General features: G+C 67.4%; 19 protein-coding genes. 14 read left to right on the forward strand and 5 right to left on the reverse strand.

Features of this window, described 5'->3' with window-relative positions; all coding sequences use genetic code 11:
• Positions 1-135 precede the first annotated feature (135 nt).
• The 3 genes from C8C99_RS15260 to C8C99_RS15270 all read right to left on the reverse strand — a co-directional run bounded on the left by C8C99_RS15260 (position 136) and on the right by C8C99_RS15270 (position 2,063).
• Positions 136-1,011: an RNA polymerase sigma-70 factor gene (locus tag C8C99_RS15260; RefSeq protein WP_108626189.1), complete on the reverse strand. Its 876-nt coding sequence runs from the start codon at positions 1,009-1,011 to the stop codon at positions 136-138.
• Between the two features lie 176 nt (positions 1,012-1,187).
• On the reverse strand, positions 1,188-1,454 hold the full coding sequence (locus C8C99_RS15265) for a YkgJ family cysteine cluster protein (RefSeq protein WP_056643532.1): 267 nt from the start codon (positions 1,452-1,454) through the stop codon (positions 1,188-1,190).
• 12 nt (positions 1,455-1,466) lie between these two features.
• Complete coding sequence (locus C8C99_RS15270) at positions 1,467-2,063, reverse strand: NADPH-dependent FMN reductase (protein ID WP_108627189.1); 597 nt, start codon at positions 2,061-2,063, stop codon at positions 1,467-1,469.
• 327 nt (positions 2,064-2,390) lie between these two features.
• Between C8C99_RS15270 and mnmG the strand changes: the two genes are divergently transcribed.
• The 14 genes from mnmG (at position 2,391) to C8C99_RS15340 (ending at position 16,040) form a co-directional block, all read left to right on the forward strand.
• A complete protein-coding gene (gene mnmG, locus C8C99_RS15275; RefSeq protein WP_108626190.1) occupies positions 2,391-4,376 on the forward strand; it encodes a tRNA uridine-5-carboxymethylaminomethyl(34) synthesis enzyme MnmG in 1,986 nt (661 codons plus the stop codon).
• The gene (rsmG, locus tag C8C99_RS15280) at positions 4,373-5,059 is read left to right on the forward strand and encodes a 16S rRNA (guanine(527)-N(7))-methyltransferase RsmG (RefSeq protein ID WP_199226420.1); all 687 of its coding nucleotides are present in this window, start codon (positions 4,373-4,375) and stop codon (positions 5,057-5,059) included. Before mnmG ends, rsmG begins: the two co-directional genes overlap by 4 nt.
• 117 nt (positions 5,060-5,176) lie before the next feature.
• The gene (locus C8C99_RS15285; RefSeq protein WP_108626192.1) at positions 5,177-5,791 is read left to right on the forward strand and encodes a LysE family transporter; all 615 of its coding nucleotides are present in this window, start codon (positions 5,177-5,179) and stop codon (positions 5,789-5,791) included.
• A 24-nt stretch (positions 5,792-5,815) separates the two neighbouring features.
• Positions 5,816-6,628 (forward strand): ParA family protein, encoded by an 813-nt coding sequence (locus C8C99_RS15290; protein WP_056643522.1) that lies wholly within the window; start codon positions 5,816-5,818, stop codon positions 6,626-6,628.
• Positions 6,629-6,662: 34 nt separating this feature from the next.
• Entirely contained in the window at positions 6,663-7,202 is a 540-nt protein-coding gene (locus tag C8C99_RS15295; protein WP_108626193.1) for an alpha/beta hydrolase, read from the forward strand.
• Positions 7,203-7,228: 26 nt separating this feature from the next.
• On the forward strand, positions 7,229-7,525 hold the full coding sequence (locus C8C99_RS15300) for a cupin domain-containing protein (RefSeq protein ID WP_108626194.1): 297 nt from the start codon (positions 7,229-7,231) through the stop codon (positions 7,523-7,525).
• A gap of 40 nt (positions 7,526-7,565) precedes the next feature.
• Positions 7,566-8,483, forward strand: a complete 918-nt coding sequence (locus C8C99_RS15305) for a ParB/RepB/Spo0J family partition protein (RefSeq protein WP_108626195.1) — start codon at positions 7,566-7,568, stop codon at positions 8,481-8,483.
• Positions 8,484-8,718: 235 nt separating this feature from the next.
• The gene (locus tag C8C99_RS15310) at positions 8,719-10,077 is read left to right on the forward strand and encodes a hypothetical protein (protein WP_108626196.1); all 1,359 of its coding nucleotides are present in this window, start codon (positions 8,719-8,721) and stop codon (positions 10,075-10,077) included.
• Positions 10,078-10,087: 10 nt separating this feature from the next.
• Positions 10,088-10,831 (forward strand): methyltransferase type 12, encoded by a 744-nt coding sequence (locus C8C99_RS15315; protein WP_108626197.1) that lies wholly within the window; start codon positions 10,088-10,090, stop codon positions 10,829-10,831.
• A gap of 337 nt (positions 10,832-11,168) precedes the next feature.
• Positions 11,169-12,701, forward strand: coding sequence for a COG3014 family protein (locus tag C8C99_RS15320; protein WP_108626198.1), 1,533 nt, complete (start codon positions 11,169-11,171; stop codon positions 12,699-12,701).
• A 36-nt stretch (positions 12,702-12,737) separates the two neighbouring features.
• Positions 12,738-13,136 carry a YcfL family protein gene (locus C8C99_RS15325; RefSeq protein WP_108626199.1) on the forward strand — a complete coding sequence of 133 codons (399 nt, stop codon included), beginning with the start codon at positions 12,738-12,740 and terminating at the stop codon, positions 13,134-13,136.
• Between the two features lie 39 nt (positions 13,137-13,175).
• A complete protein-coding gene (gene lpoB, locus C8C99_RS15330; RefSeq protein WP_056643504.1) occupies positions 13,176-13,793 on the forward strand; it encodes a penicillin-binding protein activator LpoB in 618 nt (205 codons plus the stop codon).
• 192 nt (positions 13,794-13,985) lie between these two features.
• On the forward strand, positions 13,986-14,948 hold the full coding sequence (locus C8C99_RS15335; RefSeq protein WP_108626200.1) for a hypothetical protein: 963 nt from the start codon (positions 13,986-13,988) through the stop codon (positions 14,946-14,948).
• Positions 14,949-14,954: 6 nt separating this feature from the next.
• Entirely contained in the window at positions 14,955-16,040 is a 1,086-nt protein-coding gene (locus C8C99_RS15340) for an alpha/beta hydrolase (protein ID WP_108626201.1), read from the forward strand.
• An 11-nt stretch (positions 16,041-16,051) separates the two neighbouring features.
• Here the strand turns inward: C8C99_RS15340 and C8C99_RS15345 are convergent, their stop codons facing one another.
• Together C8C99_RS15345 and C8C99_RS15350 are read right to left on the reverse strand one after the other, a co-directional pair.
• Positions 16,052-16,687 (reverse strand): flavin reductase family protein, encoded by a 636-nt coding sequence (locus C8C99_RS15345; RefSeq protein WP_108626202.1) that lies wholly within the window; start codon positions 16,685-16,687, stop codon positions 16,052-16,054.
• A gap of 237 nt (positions 16,688-16,924) precedes the next feature.
• Positions 16,925-17,872 (reverse strand): helix-turn-helix domain-containing protein, encoded by a 948-nt coding sequence (locus tag C8C99_RS15350; RefSeq protein ID WP_199226422.1) that lies wholly within the window; start codon positions 17,870-17,872, stop codon positions 16,925-16,927.
• Between the last annotated feature and the right edge of the window lie 20 nt (positions 17,873-17,892).

Consider the following 17,892-nt stretch of genomic DNA (forward strand, 5'->3'; position numbering starts at 1 on the left):
ATTGCCGTCTTCCATACCCATCAAGACGCTGCGCCGTGCCGGGTTGTGACAGGAGGCCTGCTTTTTTTCTGCCCTGGCGCGCTTGCCGGGGCCGCCTGTGCAGCGGTTCTCACGAACAGCGCTGTGCCCGTGTCTTTACAGTGGCAGCGTGGCGGGGATGCCCGCCAGCTTGTCCGGGTTGCGCACCGCGTAGATGGCCACGATGCGCTCGCCATCGGTCACAAACGCCTGGGCCGACTCGATGCGCCCGTCCACATAGCGCAGCAGGCCCGGCTCGCCGTTGATGAGCGCCATGCGGTAGACCACCTGCGCGCCCAGGCGCCGGAACAGTGCCCAGTACAGATTGGTGATGCGGAACGGCCCCACCAGCGGCTTGGGGAACGAGGGCACCACGCCGCCGCCATCGCCGATGAGCTGGGCGTCTTCGCTCAGCAGCGCCTCGATGGCTTGGCGGTCGCCACTCTGGGCGGCTTTCATGAAGCGTTGCAGCAACTGGTGGTGCACCGCCTGCGGCACCTCGAAGCGGGTGCGCGCCTGCTGCACGCGCTCGCTGGCGCGGTGCACCATCTGGCGGCAGCTGGCCTCGGTCTTGCCCAGCTGGGCAGCGATCTCGGGGTAGTCGTAGTCGAACACCTGGCGCAGCAAAAAGGCCGCGCGCTCCTCGGGCCCCAGGCGTTCCAGCACGTACATGAACGCCACCGACAGTTCGCCCGCCAGCTCGGCCGCCGACTCGGGCGTGTGGGCGTCCAGCTCCACCAGCGGCTCGGGCAGCCACCAGCCCACATAGGCCTCGCGCTCGGCCTTGGCCGCGCGCAGCCGATCAATGGACAGCCGCGTGACGATGGTCACCAGCCAGGCCTCGGCCGACTGCAGGGTGCTGGCGTCAGTGCGGCTCCAGCGCAGCCAGGCGTCCTGCAGCACATCCTCGGCATCGGCCCGCACGCCCAGCATGCGGTAGGCAATGCCAAAGAGGCGAGGGCGCAGGGTGGTGAAGGGGTCGGTGGTAGTCATGGCAATGGCGGCGGTGGAGTGCTTCAGTGAAGCACAGACGGCGCATACCTGCAGTTTGTGACAGCCGAGTTTGCAGACTACTATTTTGATAGCTGCTGGCGCATGTGGCACTGGCGCTTGGGTCACTTTGGGGCTTGAACCGCCTGCAATGTCCCGCGAGGGCCCCGCAAGACCGGCTACGGGCGCGGGGCCGGTTGCGTGAGCGATTCCAGCCGCGACAGGTAGTGCAGGGCCTGCGCCTGGCTGCTGCCACACATCTCGGCCGAGGGCATCAGCCCCGCGCACACTGCCGGGCGCTCGGGTTGGCCAAAGATGCGGCAGCGCGCGTCGTCCCCCAGCTGAATGCAGCGTACCCCCGCCGGCTTGCCCTGGGGCATGCCCGGGATGGGCGAGCTGATGGAAGGAGCGGTGCAGCAGGCGCCGCAGCCGGGGCGGCAGTCCACGAGCGGGCCGCGTTATTGGTCGCCAGCGGGCTGGAGGCGGCTGGCGCCCCACAGCACCTGGTCCACCACGGCACGCACGCGGTCGCGGTGGGCTAGCTGGATGAGGGCGCCACTGTCGTCAAATGCGCTGCCTGCCGAGCCCAGGGCAAACGCCTTCGGCGCGAGCCAGCATTCGGCGTTGATCAGCAGGGGGGCCAGGTGGCTCTGCGAGCGCAGGCCGCCCAGGGCGCCGGGCGAGGCGCTCAGCATGCCTACGACCTTGCCGCGAAAACTCTTGCCACCGTCCTGCCAGTCGGGGTTGCCCTTGACGGGGCTGGAGGCCCAGTCGATCGTGTTCTTGAGCAGGGCGGTGTAGCTGCCGTTGTACTCGGGCGAGCAGATGATCCAGGCCGGGTGCTGCCAGAGGATTTCCTTGAGGCGGATCACATCGGCGGGCGTGCCCTGGGCTTCGAGGTCGGCGTTGTACAGCGGGATGTTGAAGTCCGACAGCTCCATCAGCGTGACGCTGGCCCCCGCATCGCGCGCGATGGCGGCAGTGGCGTGGGCCAATTTGCGGTTGAAGGACTGTTGGCGGGTGCTGCCCGCGAAGATGAGAAGTTGGGTGGTCATGCGGGCCATTGGAGCACAAAGCCGGGGCAGGAATACTGCAAGCTGCCGCGCCAAAACGGGCGTGAGCGGGTGCTTGTTTCACGTGGAACATCCGTCCCAGGCAGTATGGTCCAGCAGCGCCGTGGACGAATGGCGCAGCCGCAGTGCCCAGGGCTTTGCACAAAAAGCATGCAAAGGTGGGAAAATCGCGGGTTTCCCCTTGCACCCTTGCCGCCCTGATGGGCCGGCGGTGGCGCAGCCCGCCGCCGTGCGACCTGCCCTTGTGGGGCCGTCGCAGGACGGCAGACGGTTTTGAATGTCGGGCCCACCGTGGCCCCGGAGCACCCCATGTTGTACCCCCAGGAATTTGATGTGATCGTTGTCGGCGGTGGCCATGCAGGCACCGAGGCCGCGCTGGCCGCTGCGCGCATGGGCCGCAAAACGCTGCTGCTGACCCACAACATCGAGACCCTGGGCCAGATGAGCTGCAACCCCAGCATCGGCGGCATCGGCAAAGGCCACTTGGTCAAAGAAGTGGATGCGCTGGGCGGTGCCATGGCGCTGGCCACGGACGAGGGCGGTATCCAGTTCCGCATCCTCAACAGCTCCAAGGGCCCTGCGGTGCGGGCCACGCGGGCGCAGGCGGATCGCATTCTGTACAAGGCCGCCATCCGCCGCATGCTGGAGAACCAGCCCAACCTCTGGCTGTTCCAGCAGGCGGTGGACGACCTGATGGTGGAGGGTGACCGTGTGGTGGGCGCCGTGACGCAGGTGGGCATCCGCTTTCGCAGCCGTACCGTGGTGCTGACGGCCGGCACCTTCCTGGACGGCAAGATCCATGTGGGCCTGAACAACTACGCGGCCGGCCGGGCGGGTGACCCGCCTGCGGTGTCGCTGTCGGCACGCCTCAAGGAGCTGAAGCTGCCCCAAGGGCGCCTGAAGACCGGGACGCCGCCGCGCATTGACGGGCGCAGCATCGACTTTTCGAAGTGCACCGAGCAGCCCGGGGACGGCATGCCCGGCGGTGTGAACGAGGGCACGGTGCCCGTGTTCAGCTTCATGGGCAATGCCGCCATGCACCCCCAGCAGGTGCCCTGCTGGATCACCCACACCAACGAGCGCACGCACGAGATCATCCGCAGCGGCTTTGACCGCAGCCCCATGTTCACCGGCAAGATCGAGGGCGTGGGCCCGCGCTACTGCCCGAGCGTGGAAGACAAGATCAACCGCTTCGCCGACAAGGACAGCCACCAGATCTTTCTGGAGCCCGAGGGGCTGACCACGCACGAGTTCTACCCCAACGGCATCAGCACCAGCCTGCCGTTCGATATCCAGTACGACCTGGTGCGCAGCATGCCGGGGCTGGAAAACGCACACATCCTGCGCCCCGGCTACGCCATCGAATACGACTACTTCGACCCGCGCTCGCTCAAGAGCAGCTTCGAGACGCGCCAGATCCAGGGCCTGTTCTTTGCCGGGCAGATCAATGGCACCACCGGCTATGAAGAGGCCGCGGCCCAGGGCCTGTTCGCCGGCATCAATGCCGCGCTGCAATGCCGGGGCGATGCGCCCTGGCTACCCGGCCGCGACGAGGCCTACCTGGGCGTGCTGGTGGATGACCTGATCACCAAGGGTGTGACCGAGCCCTACCGCATGTTCACCAGCCGGGCCGAGTTCCGCTTGCAGCTGCGCGAGGACAACGCGGATATGCGCCTGACCGAAGTGGGGCGCCAGATGGGTCTGGTGGATGACGCGCGCTGGGATGCCTTCAGCCGCAAGCGCGATGCGGTTTCACGTGAATCAGAACGCCTCAAGGCCACCTGGGTGAACCCGCGCAACCTGCCCGCCGCCGAATCCGAGCGGGTGTTGGGCAAGAGCATCGAGCACGAGTACAACCTGTTCGAGCTGCTGCGCCGCCCCGATGTGAACTACGCCAACCTGATGTCGATGGACGGTGGCAAGTACGCAACCGTCGATGTTTCACGTGAAACCCTGGGTGACCTGAGCGAGCCGGTGGTGGAGCAGGTGGAGATTGCCGCCAAGTACGCGGGCTACATCAACCGCCAGAAGGATGAAGTGGAGCGTGCCGCGCATTTCGAGAAGCTGCGCCTGCCGCCCGACCTGGACTACATGCAGGTCACGGCCCTGAGCATCGAGGCGCGCCAGGTGCTCAGCCGCCACCGGCCCGAGACCCTGGGCCATGCCTCGCGCATCACGGGTATCACGCCCGCGTCGATTTCGCTGCTGATGGTGCACTTGAAGAAGGGCGGTTTCAAGGAGTTTGCTGTGGCCCCAGCAACGCCCGCCAAGGCAGAAGGCGAAGTGGCGGCATGACGATGGCGGTGAATACCAACCACGACAGCTTGCGCCAACAACTGCAAGCCGGGGCGGACGCCCTGGCGCTGGGCTTGAGCGATGCGCAGGTCGGGCTGTTGATGGACTTTCTGGCGCTGCTGCAGAAGTGGAACAAGGTCTACAACCTGACGGCTGTGCGCGACCCGCAAGAGATGATGACGCACCACCTGCTGGATAGCCTGGCCGCTGTGGCGCCGCTGCGCAGGCATGTGGCAGGCCTGCAGCAGGGTGGGGCGGTGGCAGCGGTGAGGCTGCTGGATGTCGGATCGGGCGGCGGCCTGCCCGGCGTTGTGTTTGCCATCTGCTGCCCGGATGTGGATGTGAGCTGCGTAGACACCGTGGGCAAGAAGGCGGCGTTCATCCAGCAGGCGGCGGTGGCGCTCAAGCTGCGCAACCTGCATGGTGTGCATGCGCGGGTCGAGACGCTGACCACGCCGTTTGACCTCATCAGCTGCCGCGCGTTTGCCTCGTTGCCGGACTTCGTCACCTGGTCGCGCAGCGCGCTGGCGGCGCCCCACGGTGTGTGGCTGGCCATGAAGGGCAAGCACCCATACGATGAAATCGCCGCGCTGCCTGCGGATGTGGCGGTGTTTCACGTGGAACAGCTCACGGTACCCGGCCTGGACGCCGAGCGCTGCATCGTCTGGATGAAGCCCGCCTGATGGCCTTGGCGCTGCGGCGCCGACTTTTCAGCGACTGGGGCAGGGGGCTCGCGTAAACTCGGCTGCTCACCCGGGTGCATCTTTTGGCCGCACCCTCCCCGCGCACCAGGAGAAACCATGTTCGGCATCGCAGACTACGGCGCCTTTGTCGCTGCCATTGTGTTGTTCCTGCTCATCCCAGGCCCTGGCAATCTGGCGCTCATCACTTCCACCAGCAAGGGCGGTATCCGCGGCGGTTTGGCCGCCACCATGGGCGTGATTGCGGGTGACCAGGTGCTGATGTGGGCGGCGGTGGCCGGTGTGGCCACGCTGCTGGCCACCTACCCGGCGGCTTTCAACGCCGTGCAGTGGCTGGGCGCGGCCTACCTCGCGTGGCTGGGCTTCAAGATGGTCACGGCCAAGCCGGGCGCCCAGCCCATCCTGAACATCGAGCCGCGCCACTACTTCAAGCAGGCCGGGCTCATCACCTTGCTCAACCCCAAGGCCATCGTGTTCTACATGGCGTTCTTTCCTCTGTTCGTGGACCCGGCCCGGCACCAGGGCATGCTGACCTTTGGCGTGATGGCGGCCACGGTGGCGGCACTCACGTTTCTTTATGGCCTGGTCGCCGTGCTGCTCACGCACTTTCTGGCCGAGCGCATGCGCGCCAACCCGCGCATCGGCCGCGCGCTGGAAAAGATTGCGGGCGTCTTCCTGATCGGCTTTGGCATCAAGCTGGCCATCTCCAAATAACACCACTCGAACTGCAGCACCCACATGGCCAAGATTTTTTGCGTTGCCAATCAAAAGGGTGGGGTGGGCAAGACCACCACCACCGTCAACCTCGCCGCCGGCCTGGCCAAGATCGGCCAGCGCGTGCTGATGGTGGACCTGGACCCGCAGGGCAACGCCACCATGGGCTCGGGCGTGGACAAGCGCAGCCTCGACCTCACGGTGTACGACGTGCTGCTCGAATCCGCCTCGGTGAAAGAGGCTGCCGTGCTGTCGGACAAATGTGGCTACTGGGTGCTGGGCGCCAACCGCGAACTGGCGGGTGCCGAGGTGGAGCTGGTGACGCTGGAGCACCGCGAAAAGCGCCTCAAGGCCGCGCTGGCCGAGGCGGATGCCGACTTCGACTTTGTGCTCATCGACTGCCCGCCCTCGCTGTCCATGCTCACGCTCAACGGCCTGTGCAGCGCGCACGGCGTGATCGTGCCCATGCAGTGCGAATACTTTGCGCTCGAAGGCCTGACCGATCTGGTCAACACCATCAAGCAGGTGCATGCCAACCTCAATGCCGACCTGCAGATCATCGGTCTGCTGCGCGTGATGTTCGACCCGCGCATCACTCTGCAGCAGCAGGTGAGCGACCAGCTCAAGGGCCACTTTGGCGACAAGGTGTTCAACAGCGTGATCCCGCGCAACGTGCGCCTGGCCGAGGCGCCCAGCTACGGGCTGCCCGGCGTGGTGTTCGACCCGGCCGCCAAGGGCAGCCAGGCGTTTGTGGAGTTTGCGCAGGAAATGGTCGAGCGGGTGCAAAGCATGCCTGCCGCAGCCTCTTCCATGGCCAAAATGGCCGCAGGTGCTTAAAGAACAAGCGTTGATAGCTATAAATTCGATAGTAATGAAGGCCTCCAACATCCTGCTGCTGCCTGGTTGGCAGAACTCCGGCCCCGACCACTGGCAAAGCCGCTGGGAGGCCGCGCACGGCTACCAGCGCGTGGAGCAGCACGACTGGATGCGCCCGCTGCGCGGCGATTGGTCGGCCCGCCTGGAAGAGACCGTGGCCGATGCCGACGGCCCGGTGGTGTTGGCGGCGCACAGCCTGGGCTGCATCCTCACGACCTGGTGGGCGGCGCACACCCGCCACGCGGCCAAGGTGCGCGGCGCGCTGCTGGTAGCGCCGGGCGATGTGGAGCGGCCGGACCTGGCAGCGCAGATCCACGGCTGGGCGCCCATCGCGCGCCAGCCTCTGCCTTTCCCCACCATGCTGGTGGGCAGCCGCAGCGACCCGTATTGCAGCTTCGAGCGCGCCCAGGGCCTGGGCGAGGCCTGGGGAGCGCGTTTTGTCGACTACGGCGAGCGCGGGCACATCAATGCCGAATCCGGGCTGGGCGACTGGGACGAGGGGCGGGGCTGGCTGATGCAGCTTGCCACGGCGTAAGCCGCACAACGGCCTGTTTCCGAGCCATGTCCAAAATCTCTCTCGCCGCCATTGCCGATCAACTGCCCCGCGCCTGGAACTCCACGGTAGTGGGTCGTGCTGCGGGCGCCAACCTCAAGGTGCTGCGCATGGACGACGCGGCCTACCCCGACGAGTCGCACGACTTTGACGAAGCGCTGTTGGTGCCGGACGGCTGCATGCGCCTGGACCTGCAAGGGCAGGTCACCGAGGTGAACGCGGGCGAGGTGTTCATCGTCCCGGCAGGCGTGCCCCACGCCGTGGCGCCCGGCAGCCACGGCACGCTGGTCATCATCGACCGCTGATTCTTCCCCCTTTCCTTTTTCCTTTCGCGAGACGCATTTCATGGTCACCAAAAAACCCAAGGGCCTCGGCCGAGGCCTGGAAGCCCTGCTGGGCCCCAAGGTCGAAGACAAAGTGGAGCAGGCCCAGGCCGCCGAAGCGGGCCTGCCCAGCAGCCTGCCGTTGTCCGAGCTGGTGCCGGGTGTGTACCAGCCGCGCACGCGCATGGACGAGGGCGCGCTGTACGAGCTGGCCGAGTCCATCAAGGTCCAGGGCGTCATGCAGCCCATCCTGGTTCGGCGCCTCACGGGCGGTGAGCACGCGGGCAAATACGAAATCATTGCGGGCGAGCGGCGCTTTCGGGCCTCACGCCTGGCAGGCTTGGCCGAGGTGCCGGTGCTGGTGCGCGATGTGCCCGACGAGTCAGCCGCTGCCATGGCGCTCATCGAAAACATCCAGCGCGAAGACCTCAACCCCCTGGAAGAAGCCCAGGGCCTGCAGCGCCTGGTCAAGGAGTTTGGCCTGACGCACGAGCTGGCCGCGCAGGCCGTGGGCCGCTCGCGCAGCGCCGCCAGCAACCTGCTGCGCCTCTTGAACCTGGCCGAGCCGGTGCAGACCATGCTGATGGCGGGCGATATCGACATGGGCCATGCGCGTGCGCTGCTGTCGCTGGACCGCGCCGCACAGATCACGGCCGGCAACCAGATCGCGGCCAAGAAGCTGTCGGTGCGCGAGGCCGAGGCCTTGGTCAAAAAGATCGGCGCCGAGTTCAGCCTGGTGCCGCAAAAGCCCCAGAAGGAAAAGTCGCGCGACTTGAAGCGCGTGGAAGAAGAACTCTCGGACCTCCTCATGGCCGAGGTCGAGGTGCGCGTGAAAAAACGCGTCAAGCGCCACGGCCGGGTGGAAGACATGGGCGAGCTGGCGATCCAGTTCGGGTCACTGGAAGCTTTGAACGGGCTGATCGACCGCCTGCGCGGCTGACGGATCGTTCCGCGCTGGCGCGGCCTGTCGCCGCGCAAGATGGCGTGAAATAGCGCACATAAACGGTTTCCACAAGTAACTTGCAGGGGCAAAATGCGTCCTTGCGGGGCCTACACTGCGCTGCGTTCAACACACCCGGGTTGACCGCAAGGCCTCTTCACTGGGCGGCGACGAAGCCGCTTTGCGGCCCACGATGGTTTGCCGGGTGATCCATGTATCTCCTGGAGCAGACCCGATGACGAAGACCCCTTTGCGCTACCTGACCCCCGCCTGCCTGGCCGCCGGCCTGTGCATTGCCAGCCTGGGCGCCCAGGCCCAAAACACCAAGGCCCCCAAGGTGCAGCTGTGGATGGACCTGTCCACCGGCACCATGGCCGGCATGCCCGAGATGGACAGCCTGCCCGGTGGCGGCGGCATGCTTGGCGGTCTCATGGGGGGCATGGGCGGCGGCGCTGCGGCGGGTATGGGGGGCGGCAGCAACACGTCGTACGGCAACGCACGCGCCATGTCCATCATGCCGCCGCGGGTCATCGATATCGCCTTGCACAACAGCCTGCGCCCCGGCGTCGAGGCCAGCCAGTCCATCCCGCCGGGCATGCGCATGGGCGAGTCCCTGCCGCTGATCCCGCCGCGTGCCCAACCCACCCAGACCGAGCCGGGCGAAGTGCCGCGTGAGTACCAGCAACAGCAGCCCAAGGGCCGCATCCTGCTGTACTGGGGCTGCGGTAGTGCGGTGCGTCCGGGCCAGCCCCGCGTCATCGACCTCGCGCGTGCCAAGCCCTCCGACTACGCCCAGGCCTTTGCAGGCCGTGCCGTGCCCGACCGGGGGCCGCGTGTGGGCCCGGCCTATGCGCTGTATCCCAACGAGCGCAACCAGGTCAGCCTGTCGCGGGACAGCTCGGTGGTGGGCGACCATCAGGTGCGTGGCGACGGCGTGCCCGCGTCGATGAAGTTCACGCTGGGCGCGGCGCAGGACCTGATGCCCGCCATTGACCTGCGCACCACTGGCAAGCCGCAGGACAGCATGGGCACCAGCTGGCAGCCGGTGCGCAATGCGCGCGCCTACTACCTGCACGCCATGTCGCAAAGCGGCGACGACCTCATCATGTGGTCCAGCGCCGAGACGCCCGACACCGGCATGGGCCTGTTCGACTACCTCTCGCCCGCCACCATCGACCGCTGGCTCAAGGAGCGCGTGCTGCTGCAGACCGAGACCACGCAGTGCGCCATCCCCCAGGGCATCTTTGCGGGCGGCGGGCGCGATGCCACGCCCATGCTGCGCATGATGGCCTATGGTGGCGAAAGCCACATCGTGTACCCACCCCGCCCGGCCGACCCCAAGGCCGCTTGGGAGCCCGAATGGGCCGTGCGCGTGCGAGTGAAGTCGCACACCATGGCCATGCTGGGCGAGGAGATGCAGGGGCGCCGTGGCGGCATGGGCGCGGCACCCGGCGCACCGTTGGGCGGCACAGGCGCCTATTCCAGCGGCATGGGCGGTGCGCCTGCAGGCCAGCCGCCGGCGGGCGACGGCGGCACGGACGCCGGCAACGTGGTCAACCCCGTCAATCTGCTGCGCGGCATTTTTGGCCGCTGAGAACGGAACCATGCTCGCCCTGCGCATGCCCTGGCCCCTTCCCGCACTGGCGGCGTGGGCGTGCGCGTGGTTGATCTTCGTGGCGCTGCAGCGCGCGGTTCCGCCGGTGGCCGCCTTGCTGGTGGCCTGCCTGCTGGGCACGGCTGCCAGTGTGCTGGGCGACAGCTGGTGGCGGCGCGGGCTGATTGCCGCCGGGTTCCCGTTGTCGCTGGCGTTGCTGGGGGCGGCCAGCCTGCCCACCTGGGCATGGCTGGTGCCGCTGTCGCTGTTGTTGCTGGTCTATCCGCTCAATGCGTGGCGCGATGCGCCGCTGTTCCCCACGCCGCGCCATGCGCTGCAGTCTCTGGCGGTGCAGGCACCGCTGCCTTTGGATGCGCGCGTGCTCGATGCGGGCTGTGGCCTGGGCGACGGCCTCCACGCCCTGCGCCATGCCTACCCCGCCGCCCAGCTCGACGGGCTGGAGTGGAGCTGGCCGCTGCGCCTGCTGTGTGGGTTGCGCTGCCCCTGGGCCCAGGTGCGGCGTGCCGACATGTGGAAGGCCGACTGGAGCGCCTACCAGATGGTGTACCTGTTCCAGCGGCCCGAGAGCATGGCCCGCGCGGCCGCCAAGGCCCAGGCCGAGCTGGCCCCGGGTGCGTGGCTGGTGAGCCTGGAGTTTGCGGTGCCTGGCTGGCTGCCCAGCGCCCAGCTGCGCGCCCCTGGCGGGCGGGTGGTGTGGCTGTACCGCATGCCGCGTTTGCGTGGGGAGGTCTGACCATGCGATGCAAGCAACAAGGACGCTGGTCCGCGTGTTCATGTGTGTTGCGGGCCCCACACACCGTTACAGAAAAGACACAACCTTTTGCTACATTGCGCGGCTGGCTACAACCCCATACACAACAACCAAGAAACTCACAGCCACAGGGGGGCCGCGCACAGCACGTATTCGCACCGGGAGGGGGCGCACGCGCTGACAGCACCCGCCTTGACCGGATTTCCACCACGCACGCCGTATTCGCAGCGCGCAGCCCCCAGGGTGGCCGCTGCGTGGCCGTGCGTGGGGAGCGCGGGGCGTTTCTGGTGAGCAATTGACCGATCTGCAAGGAGCATCCATGACCGCCCACCCATCCCGTTTCCGTCCGCGCCTGCTGTGGGCACTGGCGCTGAGCGCAGCCCTCACCGGTTGCGCCACCATGCAGAGCCACGACAAGCTGGCCACCGACATGCAAACCGCCGGGCGCAGTGGCGGCATCCCCGCCGCGCTGGCCAGCCTGGAGAGCACGGCCAAGACCGAAGAAGAAAAAACGGCGCTGCTCTACAACATGGAACGCGGCGAACTGCTGCGCATGGACCGCCGCTACCCCGACAGCACCAACGCCTTCCTGCTGGCCGACAACAAGGTCAAGGAATGGGAAGAAACCGCCAAGACCAACCCCAGCAAGCTCATGGGCACCGTGGGCGCAGCCTTGGTGAGCGAGCGCCTGAAGGTCTACGAAGGCCAGGACTATGAAAAGGTGTGGCTGACCACGCGGCTGGCGCTCAACCGCATGGCCGTGGGCGATTTTGAAAACGCCCGTGTGGACATCAAGCGCACGCACGAGCGCGAAGCCATCATTGCCGAGTTCCGCTCCAAGGAGACCCTGGCAGCCGAAGAAGAAGCCAAGTCCAAGGGCGCTACATCGGGCGGCAAAGAGCTCAACGGCTACCCCGTGGAGACCCTCAATGACCCCGAGGTGCTGGCCCTCAAGAACGGCTACTCCAACGCCCTGAGCCACTACCTGGCGGGCTTCCTGTACGAAATGCTCAATGAGCCCGGCCTGGCCGCGCCCGGTTACCGCAAGGCCATCGAGCTCAAGCCAGACACTCCCGTGCTCGAAGAAGGCCTGCGCGGCCTGGACAACCGCACGGGCTTTACCTGGAAGCGCCGCCAGCGCATGACCGATGTGCTCTTCATCGTCGAAGCCGGTGACGCGCCCGCACGCAAGCCCAAGGCCTTCACCATTCCCGTGCCCACGGGCCGTGGTCTGGTCACCGCCAGCATCTCCTACCCCGTCATCGAGCCCTCCAAGGACGCGCCCCTGACGGTGGTCTCGGCCGCCGGCACCGACCTCAAACTGGAAAAAGTGGTGGACGTGAACGTGATGGCGCGCCGGGCGCTCAAGGACGAAATGCCCGGCATGGTGCTGCGCGGCTTCACCCGGGCCGTGGCCAAGGGCGTGCTGCAGAACGAGCTGCAAAAGCGTGGCGGCCTGATCGGCGGCCTGATTGGTGCCGCTGCCTCGGTGGCTACCGAGCAGGCCGATGACCGCCTGTGGCGCATGTTGCCCGGCCGCGTGTATGTGGCCCGTGGCTACCTGCCTCCTGGTGAGCACACCGTCACCATCAATGGCCGCCAGTTGCCTCAGCCGATCAAGATCGACGGCCAGTACGCCCTGGTGCCCCTGCGCATGTATGACAACAGCGTGCTGACCGGCGACGTGGCCATGCTGGGCCAGCTGCCCACGGTGGCCGCTGCGCCGCAGCCTGCTCCCGCAGCAGCCGCCGCTGCTCCGGTGCGCACCACCAACAACAACCGCGCCCGTACCGTGCCGTCGTCCACCGTCAAGCCCACGGCCGCCCAGCCCGCCGCGGCCGCCAAGAACTGACCCCCTGTTTCTGACCCCATTGAAGGAGCCTCCGGCATGAGAAACCGTTTTGTTGTCCCCGCAGCGCTGTGCGCGGCCCTGATGACCCTGGCTGGCAGCGCCAGCGCCCAGCTGCACGACCCGGCCACGCCGTTGGCTGTGGCTTCCAAGGTCGCATTGCGCGGCGAAGCCAACAGCATCGCCGTGCGCGAGATGCGCATCGTGCGCAAGAACGACATCCTGGTCGTGCAGGCCGACATGGCCAACATGGGCCGCACCGACCGCACCGTGTTCTACCGCTTCAAGTGGCTGGACAACGTGGGCAACCAGGTGGGCGACGGCGAATCCTGGAAGCAGATGAGCGTGCTCGGCCTGGGCCAGCAGACCGTCAAGAGCGTGGCCCCCACCAGTGCCGCCGTGGACCTGCGCCTTGAAATGAATGTGGAGCCGCGCTGACGCGCCGCACCAATCCCTGTTTGAGTGAGGAGTAAAACCATGACAACCAAGAACCGCATCCAGCGCAGCGCGCTGATCCTGGCCTTTGCGGCCAGCACCCTGGCCCTGTCGGCCTGCCAGAACCTGTCTTCGCCCACCGTGCGTTTTGACCGCCAGGTCAACTACGGTGACGCCAAGGCTGTCGAGCTGGTGACCAACGAATTCGGCTCCACCGACCTGCAGATGATTGCCGAGAAGATGACAGGCGGTCTGCTCGAAACCGGCATCTTCCAGGGCCGCCCCACGGTGACGATCTCCACCGTGAAGAACAAGACCAGCGAATACATCGACACCACCAACGTGATGAACTCGATCCAGACCGCGCTGGTCAAGTCGGGCAAGGTGCGCTTCGTGCGTTCCATCAACGAGATGCAAGCGGGCGTGGACGAGCTGCAGCGCCAGAATCAGAGCGGCCTGTACAAGCAGGGCACCACTGCCAAGGTGGGCCAGATGACGGCCGCCAAGTACAGCATGGAAGGCGAGCTCACCAGCATCGTCAAGCAGAACAACGCCACCAAGGACGTGTACTACAAGTTCACGCTCAAGCTGTTTGATGTGCAGGAAGGCACGATCGAATGGCAGGACGAGAAAGAAATCAGAAAGACAAGTAAGCGGTGACATCCCCCTGAGGCGCTGCGCGCCTTCCCCCTTCTCTCGGCTTCGCCGGGAAGGGGGACGCCGCCAGTGCGGCGGGGCGGCCCTTGCACGGCGGCCGCTGGCCTGGGCCGCGCCAGTTTCGAAGGATGTCGGTGCCGGAGCCACATCGCTCGATGAATTCATGACTTTCCGTTAGCTCACAAGGAGCACACCATGCAACGCAGAATCACCCTCCACACGGCCCTGGCCGTGATCGCGGCCACCACGCTGGCCTGGGGCACCGGCGCGCAGGCGCAGCAGCCCGGCGCCGCCCCCCGCATCGCCGTGACCGACCTGGCCTACGCCCAGCGTGTGTCCGAGTACTTCATGGCGGGCACCTACCAGCGCAGCAGCCAGATGAGCGCCCAGGGCAGCCAGGGCGGTGGCTACAGCCACGGCATGTACGGCGGTGGGGGCTCGTACTCGGGTCAGCAGTCCATGCAGGCGTCCGAGCAGGCCAGCGGCACGTATGTGGCCGGGCGCTACAGCTACATCGAACAGCGCGAGCTGGGCGGCTACACCAACGACATCAAGGGCGCCATCCTGCAGGGCACATACTTCCGCCTGGTGCAGGGCAAGGGCTTTGACGCCGGCAAGCCCCAGCCGAGCAAGGCCGAGCAGGTGCTCAACCAGGTGCAGGGCGGCAAGATGGCTACCCCGCAAGCACAGCCCCAGGTCAACGATGTGATCACCCGCATCAAGAAGGGTGAGTTCAACGGCGCCGACTACGTGCTGTTCGGCGTGGTGTCCAGCATCGAGTTCACCGATGCGCTCTCGCCCCTGCAAGGCACCACCAGCGCCACGCGCCAGTACGGCCTGCAGTTGCTGACTGACTTCTCGCTCATCAACACCAAGACCTACGAGATCAAGGCAGCGTTCTCGGCCCAGGGCGAAGGCAACGACACCAAGATCCTGTCGATCCGTGGCGACATTGCACCCCCCAACCGGGCCAAGGTGATGCGTGAAACCTCGCTGTCGCTGGCGCAGGACGTGTACCAGCAGCTTGCCATGCAGCTGGGCTACACCGACGCCAACCTGGCGCGCGGCGTGCGCCCGCCCGTGGTGTACCAGCAGGGCGGCCAACCCATGCCCGTGCCGCAGCCCCAGCAGCCCGAGCAGGTGCTGATTCTCAAGTAAGCCGCAATGCGCACCGCCGTGCACCAGCAGCCCTGGCGGGCGAAGGCCTGTGCGGTGCGGACCCTCTCCAAGGCCAGCCCTGTGCTGGCCTTTTTTGCGTCTGCCACCCTGGCCATGGCGCTGGCTGGTTGCTCGGCCCCGCATGTGCCTGAGGGCGCTACTGCGGCACAGCCGGACCTTGTGGTGCCCGCCGTCGAACAGGGCCCGGCGCCGGGTGCAGGGTTCATCCTGGGGGTCTTGCCGGGCGTGGGCGACGCCGTGCTCCAGACCCTGCAGCGCGCGGAGCGCACTGCGCCGCTGCGCTACCGCGTGATCGTCATCCCCGGCTCGGGCTGCGCAGGCATGGGGCCCATCGCGAACCGATACTTCGCCGGCCTGCTGCACGCACAGGTGCTGGTGCTGCACAAGCCGGGGGTAGACCCCCGGTCACAGACGAAGCCTGCCGACTGCCCCCACCGGTTTGTGCTGCAAGACCGCCATTCCACCTGGCTTGCGCAGGCACGTGCCGCGCTGCGCGCGGATGCTCAGCAGCTCCAGGGCCAGCCAGCCGTGCCGCAGCTGCTGGTGGGCATCTCTGAAGGGGCCGAGCTGCTGCCCGCGCTCGCCCCTGAGGTGCCGCACCTGGCCGGGTTGGTGCTCGTTGGCGCCAGCGGCCTGGACCCGCAGGAGGCTGGGGCACTGCAGGCCCGCCGCGTGGGCGCAGAAGGCGACTGGGCCGCGCTGGAGCAGCTGGTGGCGGGTGCCCCGCATGACAGCGTGGTGGTGCAAGGGCGCAGCCTGGGTTACTGGCGCGACCTGTGGCACTGGCCCGTGGCGCAGCCGCTCATCGACGGCCCCTGGCCGGTGTTGCAGGTGTGGGGCGGGGACGATGCTCTGGTGCCTGCGCAGGCCTACGAACGGTTTGCGCAACGGGCGGCTCCGCGTTCACCCGCCGGGTGGTGTGCGCGCCGCATGGAGGGCGCAGACCATGGTCTGCAGCAGCCTGCGGCGAACGGTGAACCTCGGAGGGACGGTCTGCAGCAGGTATGGGCCTGGCTGGAACAGTGGGCACGTGCACCCCGGAGCGGGCTGTGTGCGCCGCTGCAGCGCTGAGCGCCCGGAGCTCACCGGGGCCGGTACATCCTGAACAACTGCTCCGGCCCCACCGTGAAATAGTCGGCCGGGCCGCCGCCGCGCAGGATGTGGCCTGCATTCGCCGTGTCGTATACGCCGTCTTTCAGCAGGGCGGTGTCGATGTGCACGGCCACCACCTCGCCCAGCACCAGCCAGGTGTCCACTTGGGCTCCGTCCACCCCCTGCAGCTGCAGGATCTGCGTGCTGCGGCATTCAAAGGTGACCGGGCTTTCGGCCACGCGTGGCGGGCGCACGCGGGTGGAGGGCAGGGGGGTGAGGCCGGTCAGGTCGAACTCGCTGACCTCGGGCGGCACGGCGGCGCAGCTCTGGTTCATCACCTCGGCCAGGTCGCGTGTCGCCAGGTTCCACACGAACTCGCCCGTGGCCTGCACGTTGCGCACCGTGTCTTTGTAGCCAATGCTGGCAAAGCCCACGATGGGCGGCACGTAGTTGAAAGCGTTGAAGAAGCTGTAGGGCGCCAGGTTGGTGGCGCCTGTGGCGCTTTGTGTGGAGATCCAGCCAATGGGGCGCGGCCCCACGATGGCATTGAACGGGTCGTGCGGCAGGCCGTGGCCCTGGCGGGGTTCGTAGCTGTGGACGGTGCGTGAGGGCTGTGGGGTGGTCATGGGGCTCGGCAGGGTGGGGCGAACAGGCAGACACCTTAGCGGCAGTCGCGGCGCGCTGCAGTCATCGGGATATCTGGTTGCTCACTTTTTTATGGCTATTCGGGCATATGGTTCTAGCGCACAAGGGCAATAGCAGGCAGATAGGGTCACAGAGCGCCTGCACACCCTGGCTAATGCCCTGTGCGGCGAGGCCATGCCGTAACGCCCGGCAGCCCCGGCTGCACGCACCGCACGGGGTTACGGGACCACGGCCGCCGGCTGCTGCTGCCCCAAAAACCGCCCTGGCGGCTGCCCCACCGACTTGCGCACCATGGCGCTGAAGGCGCTGGCGCTGTAGCCCAGCTCGGCGGCGATCTGGCCCATGGGCATGCGGCCGGCGGCCAGCGACACGGCCTTGGCCAGGATCACCTGCTGGCGCCATTGGGTGAAGGTGCTGCCCAGCTCGGAGCGGAACAGGCGTGCCACGGTGCGGGGGCTGGCGCCCGTGTCCTGCGCCCAGTCGGCCAGGGTGTCGTGGCGTGTGGGGTCGGCCAGCACGGCTTCGCACAGGTGGCGCAGGCGCTTGTCCTGGGGCAGGTCCACGCCCAGCTTCACGGCGGCGGCGCGGGCCAGTTGGTCGCGCACCAGGGCGCTCAAATGCTGTTCGCGCCGCAGGTCGGCGGGGCTGATCGCGGGGCCGCCGTCGGGCGTGGTGGGCATCTCGCGCACCAGGGCGCGCAGCAGGTCGGACACCTCCAGCACGCGGCACTGGCGCCAGGCGTCTTCCTGGTCGCGTGGCACGCCGGGGCCGCAGCGGCCCCGGGGCTGGTGGAAGTACAGCGTGCGCAGGTCGGCGTCTTCCACCATGGTCACGGCGTGTTTCACGCCGGGCGGAATCCACAGCGCGCGCGAAGGGGGCACGATGTAGGTGCCGTGGTTCACCGTGAGCCGGATCACGCCCGTGGTCGATATCGCCACCTGCGCCCAGGGGTGGCTGTGGGGCATGACCTGCGTGTCGGCGGCCAGCCAGCGCAGCTTGGCGCGCACCGGGCGGGCGGCGGTGGGCACAAACAGCTCGGGCGTGAGCGAGTCCACGTACGACATGCCGCGCGGCTTGCCACCGGGCGCACGGGACACGGCCTGGGCCGCAAAGTGTTCCCCCCCCGGTTCGGCGGGCGCGGCGAGTTCAGTGGGCGGGTTTGGCATGTTTGCGATAGAAGTTGTCT

The organism is Acidovorax sp. 107, assembly GCF_003058055.1.
Classification (GTDB): Bacteria; Pseudomonadota; Gammaproteobacteria; order Burkholderiales; family Burkholderiaceae_C; genus Acidovorax.

What these genes read in the sequence shown, in the direction of transcription:
- C8C99_RS15320 (WP_108626198.1), top strand. Translation starts at nt 11,169, where the DNA reads ATGACCGCCCACCCATCCCGTTTCCGTCCGCGCCTGCTGTGGGCACTG.
- C8C99_RS15290 (WP_056643522.1), top strand. Translation starts at nt 5,816, where the DNA reads ATGGCCAAGATTTTTTGCGTTGCCAATCAAAAGGGTGGGGTGGGCAAG.
- C8C99_RS15350 (WP_199226422.1), bottom strand. Translation starts at nt 17,872, where the DNA reads ATGCCAAACCCGCCCACTGAACTCGCCGCGCCCGCCGAACCGGGGGGG.
- rsmG (WP_199226420.1), top strand. Translation starts at nt 4,373, where the DNA reads ATGACGATGGCGGTGAATACCAACCACGACAGCTTGCGCCAACAACTG.
- C8C99_RS15335 (WP_108626200.1), top strand. Translation starts at nt 13,986, where the DNA reads ATGCAACGCAGAATCACCCTCCACACGGCCCTGGCCGTGATCGCGGCC.
- mnmG (WP_108626190.1), top strand. Translation starts at nt 2,391, where the DNA reads ATGTTGTACCCCCAGGAATTTGATGTGATCGTTGTCGGCGGTGGCCAT.
- lpoB (WP_056643504.1), top strand. Translation starts at nt 13,176, where the DNA reads ATGACAACCAAGAACCGCATCCAGCGCAGCGCGCTGATCCTGGCCTTT.
- C8C99_RS15300 (WP_108626194.1), top strand. Translation starts at nt 7,229, where the DNA reads ATGTCCAAAATCTCTCTCGCCGCCATTGCCGATCAACTGCCCCGCGCC.
- C8C99_RS15325 (WP_108626199.1), top strand. Translation starts at nt 12,738, where the DNA reads ATGAGAAACCGTTTTGTTGTCCCCGCAGCGCTGTGCGCGGCCCTGATG.
- C8C99_RS15285 (WP_108626192.1), top strand. Translation starts at nt 5,177, where the DNA reads ATGTTCGGCATCGCAGACTACGGCGCCTTTGTCGCTGCCATTGTGTTG.
- C8C99_RS15345 (WP_108626202.1), bottom strand. Translation starts at nt 16,687, where the DNA reads ATGACCACCCCACAGCCCTCACGCACCGTCCACAGCTACGAACCCCGC.
- C8C99_RS15310 (WP_108626196.1), top strand. Translation starts at nt 8,719, where the DNA reads ATGACGAAGACCCCTTTGCGCTACCTGACCCCCGCCTGCCTGGCCGCC.
- C8C99_RS15270 (WP_108627189.1), bottom strand. Translation starts at nt 2,063, where the DNA reads ATGACCACCCAACTTCTCATCTTCGCGGGCAGCACCCGCCAACAGTCC.
- C8C99_RS15305 (WP_108626195.1), top strand. Translation starts at nt 7,566, where the DNA reads ATGGTCACCAAAAAACCCAAGGGCCTCGGCCGAGGCCTGGAAGCCCTG.
- C8C99_RS15315 (WP_108626197.1), top strand. Translation starts at nt 10,088, where the DNA reads ATGCTCGCCCTGCGCATGCCCTGGCCCCTTCCCGCACTGGCGGCGTGG.
- C8C99_RS15340 (WP_108626201.1), top strand. Translation starts at nt 14,955, where the DNA reads ATGCGCACCGCCGTGCACCAGCAGCCCTGGCGGGCGAAGGCCTGTGCG.
- C8C99_RS15260 (WP_108626189.1), bottom strand. Translation starts at nt 1,011, where the DNA reads ATGACTACCACCGACCCCTTCACCACCCTGCGCCCTCGCCTCTTTGGC.
- C8C99_RS15295 (WP_108626193.1), top strand. Translation starts at nt 6,663, where the DNA reads ATGAAGGCCTCCAACATCCTGCTGCTGCCTGGTTGGCAGAACTCCGGC.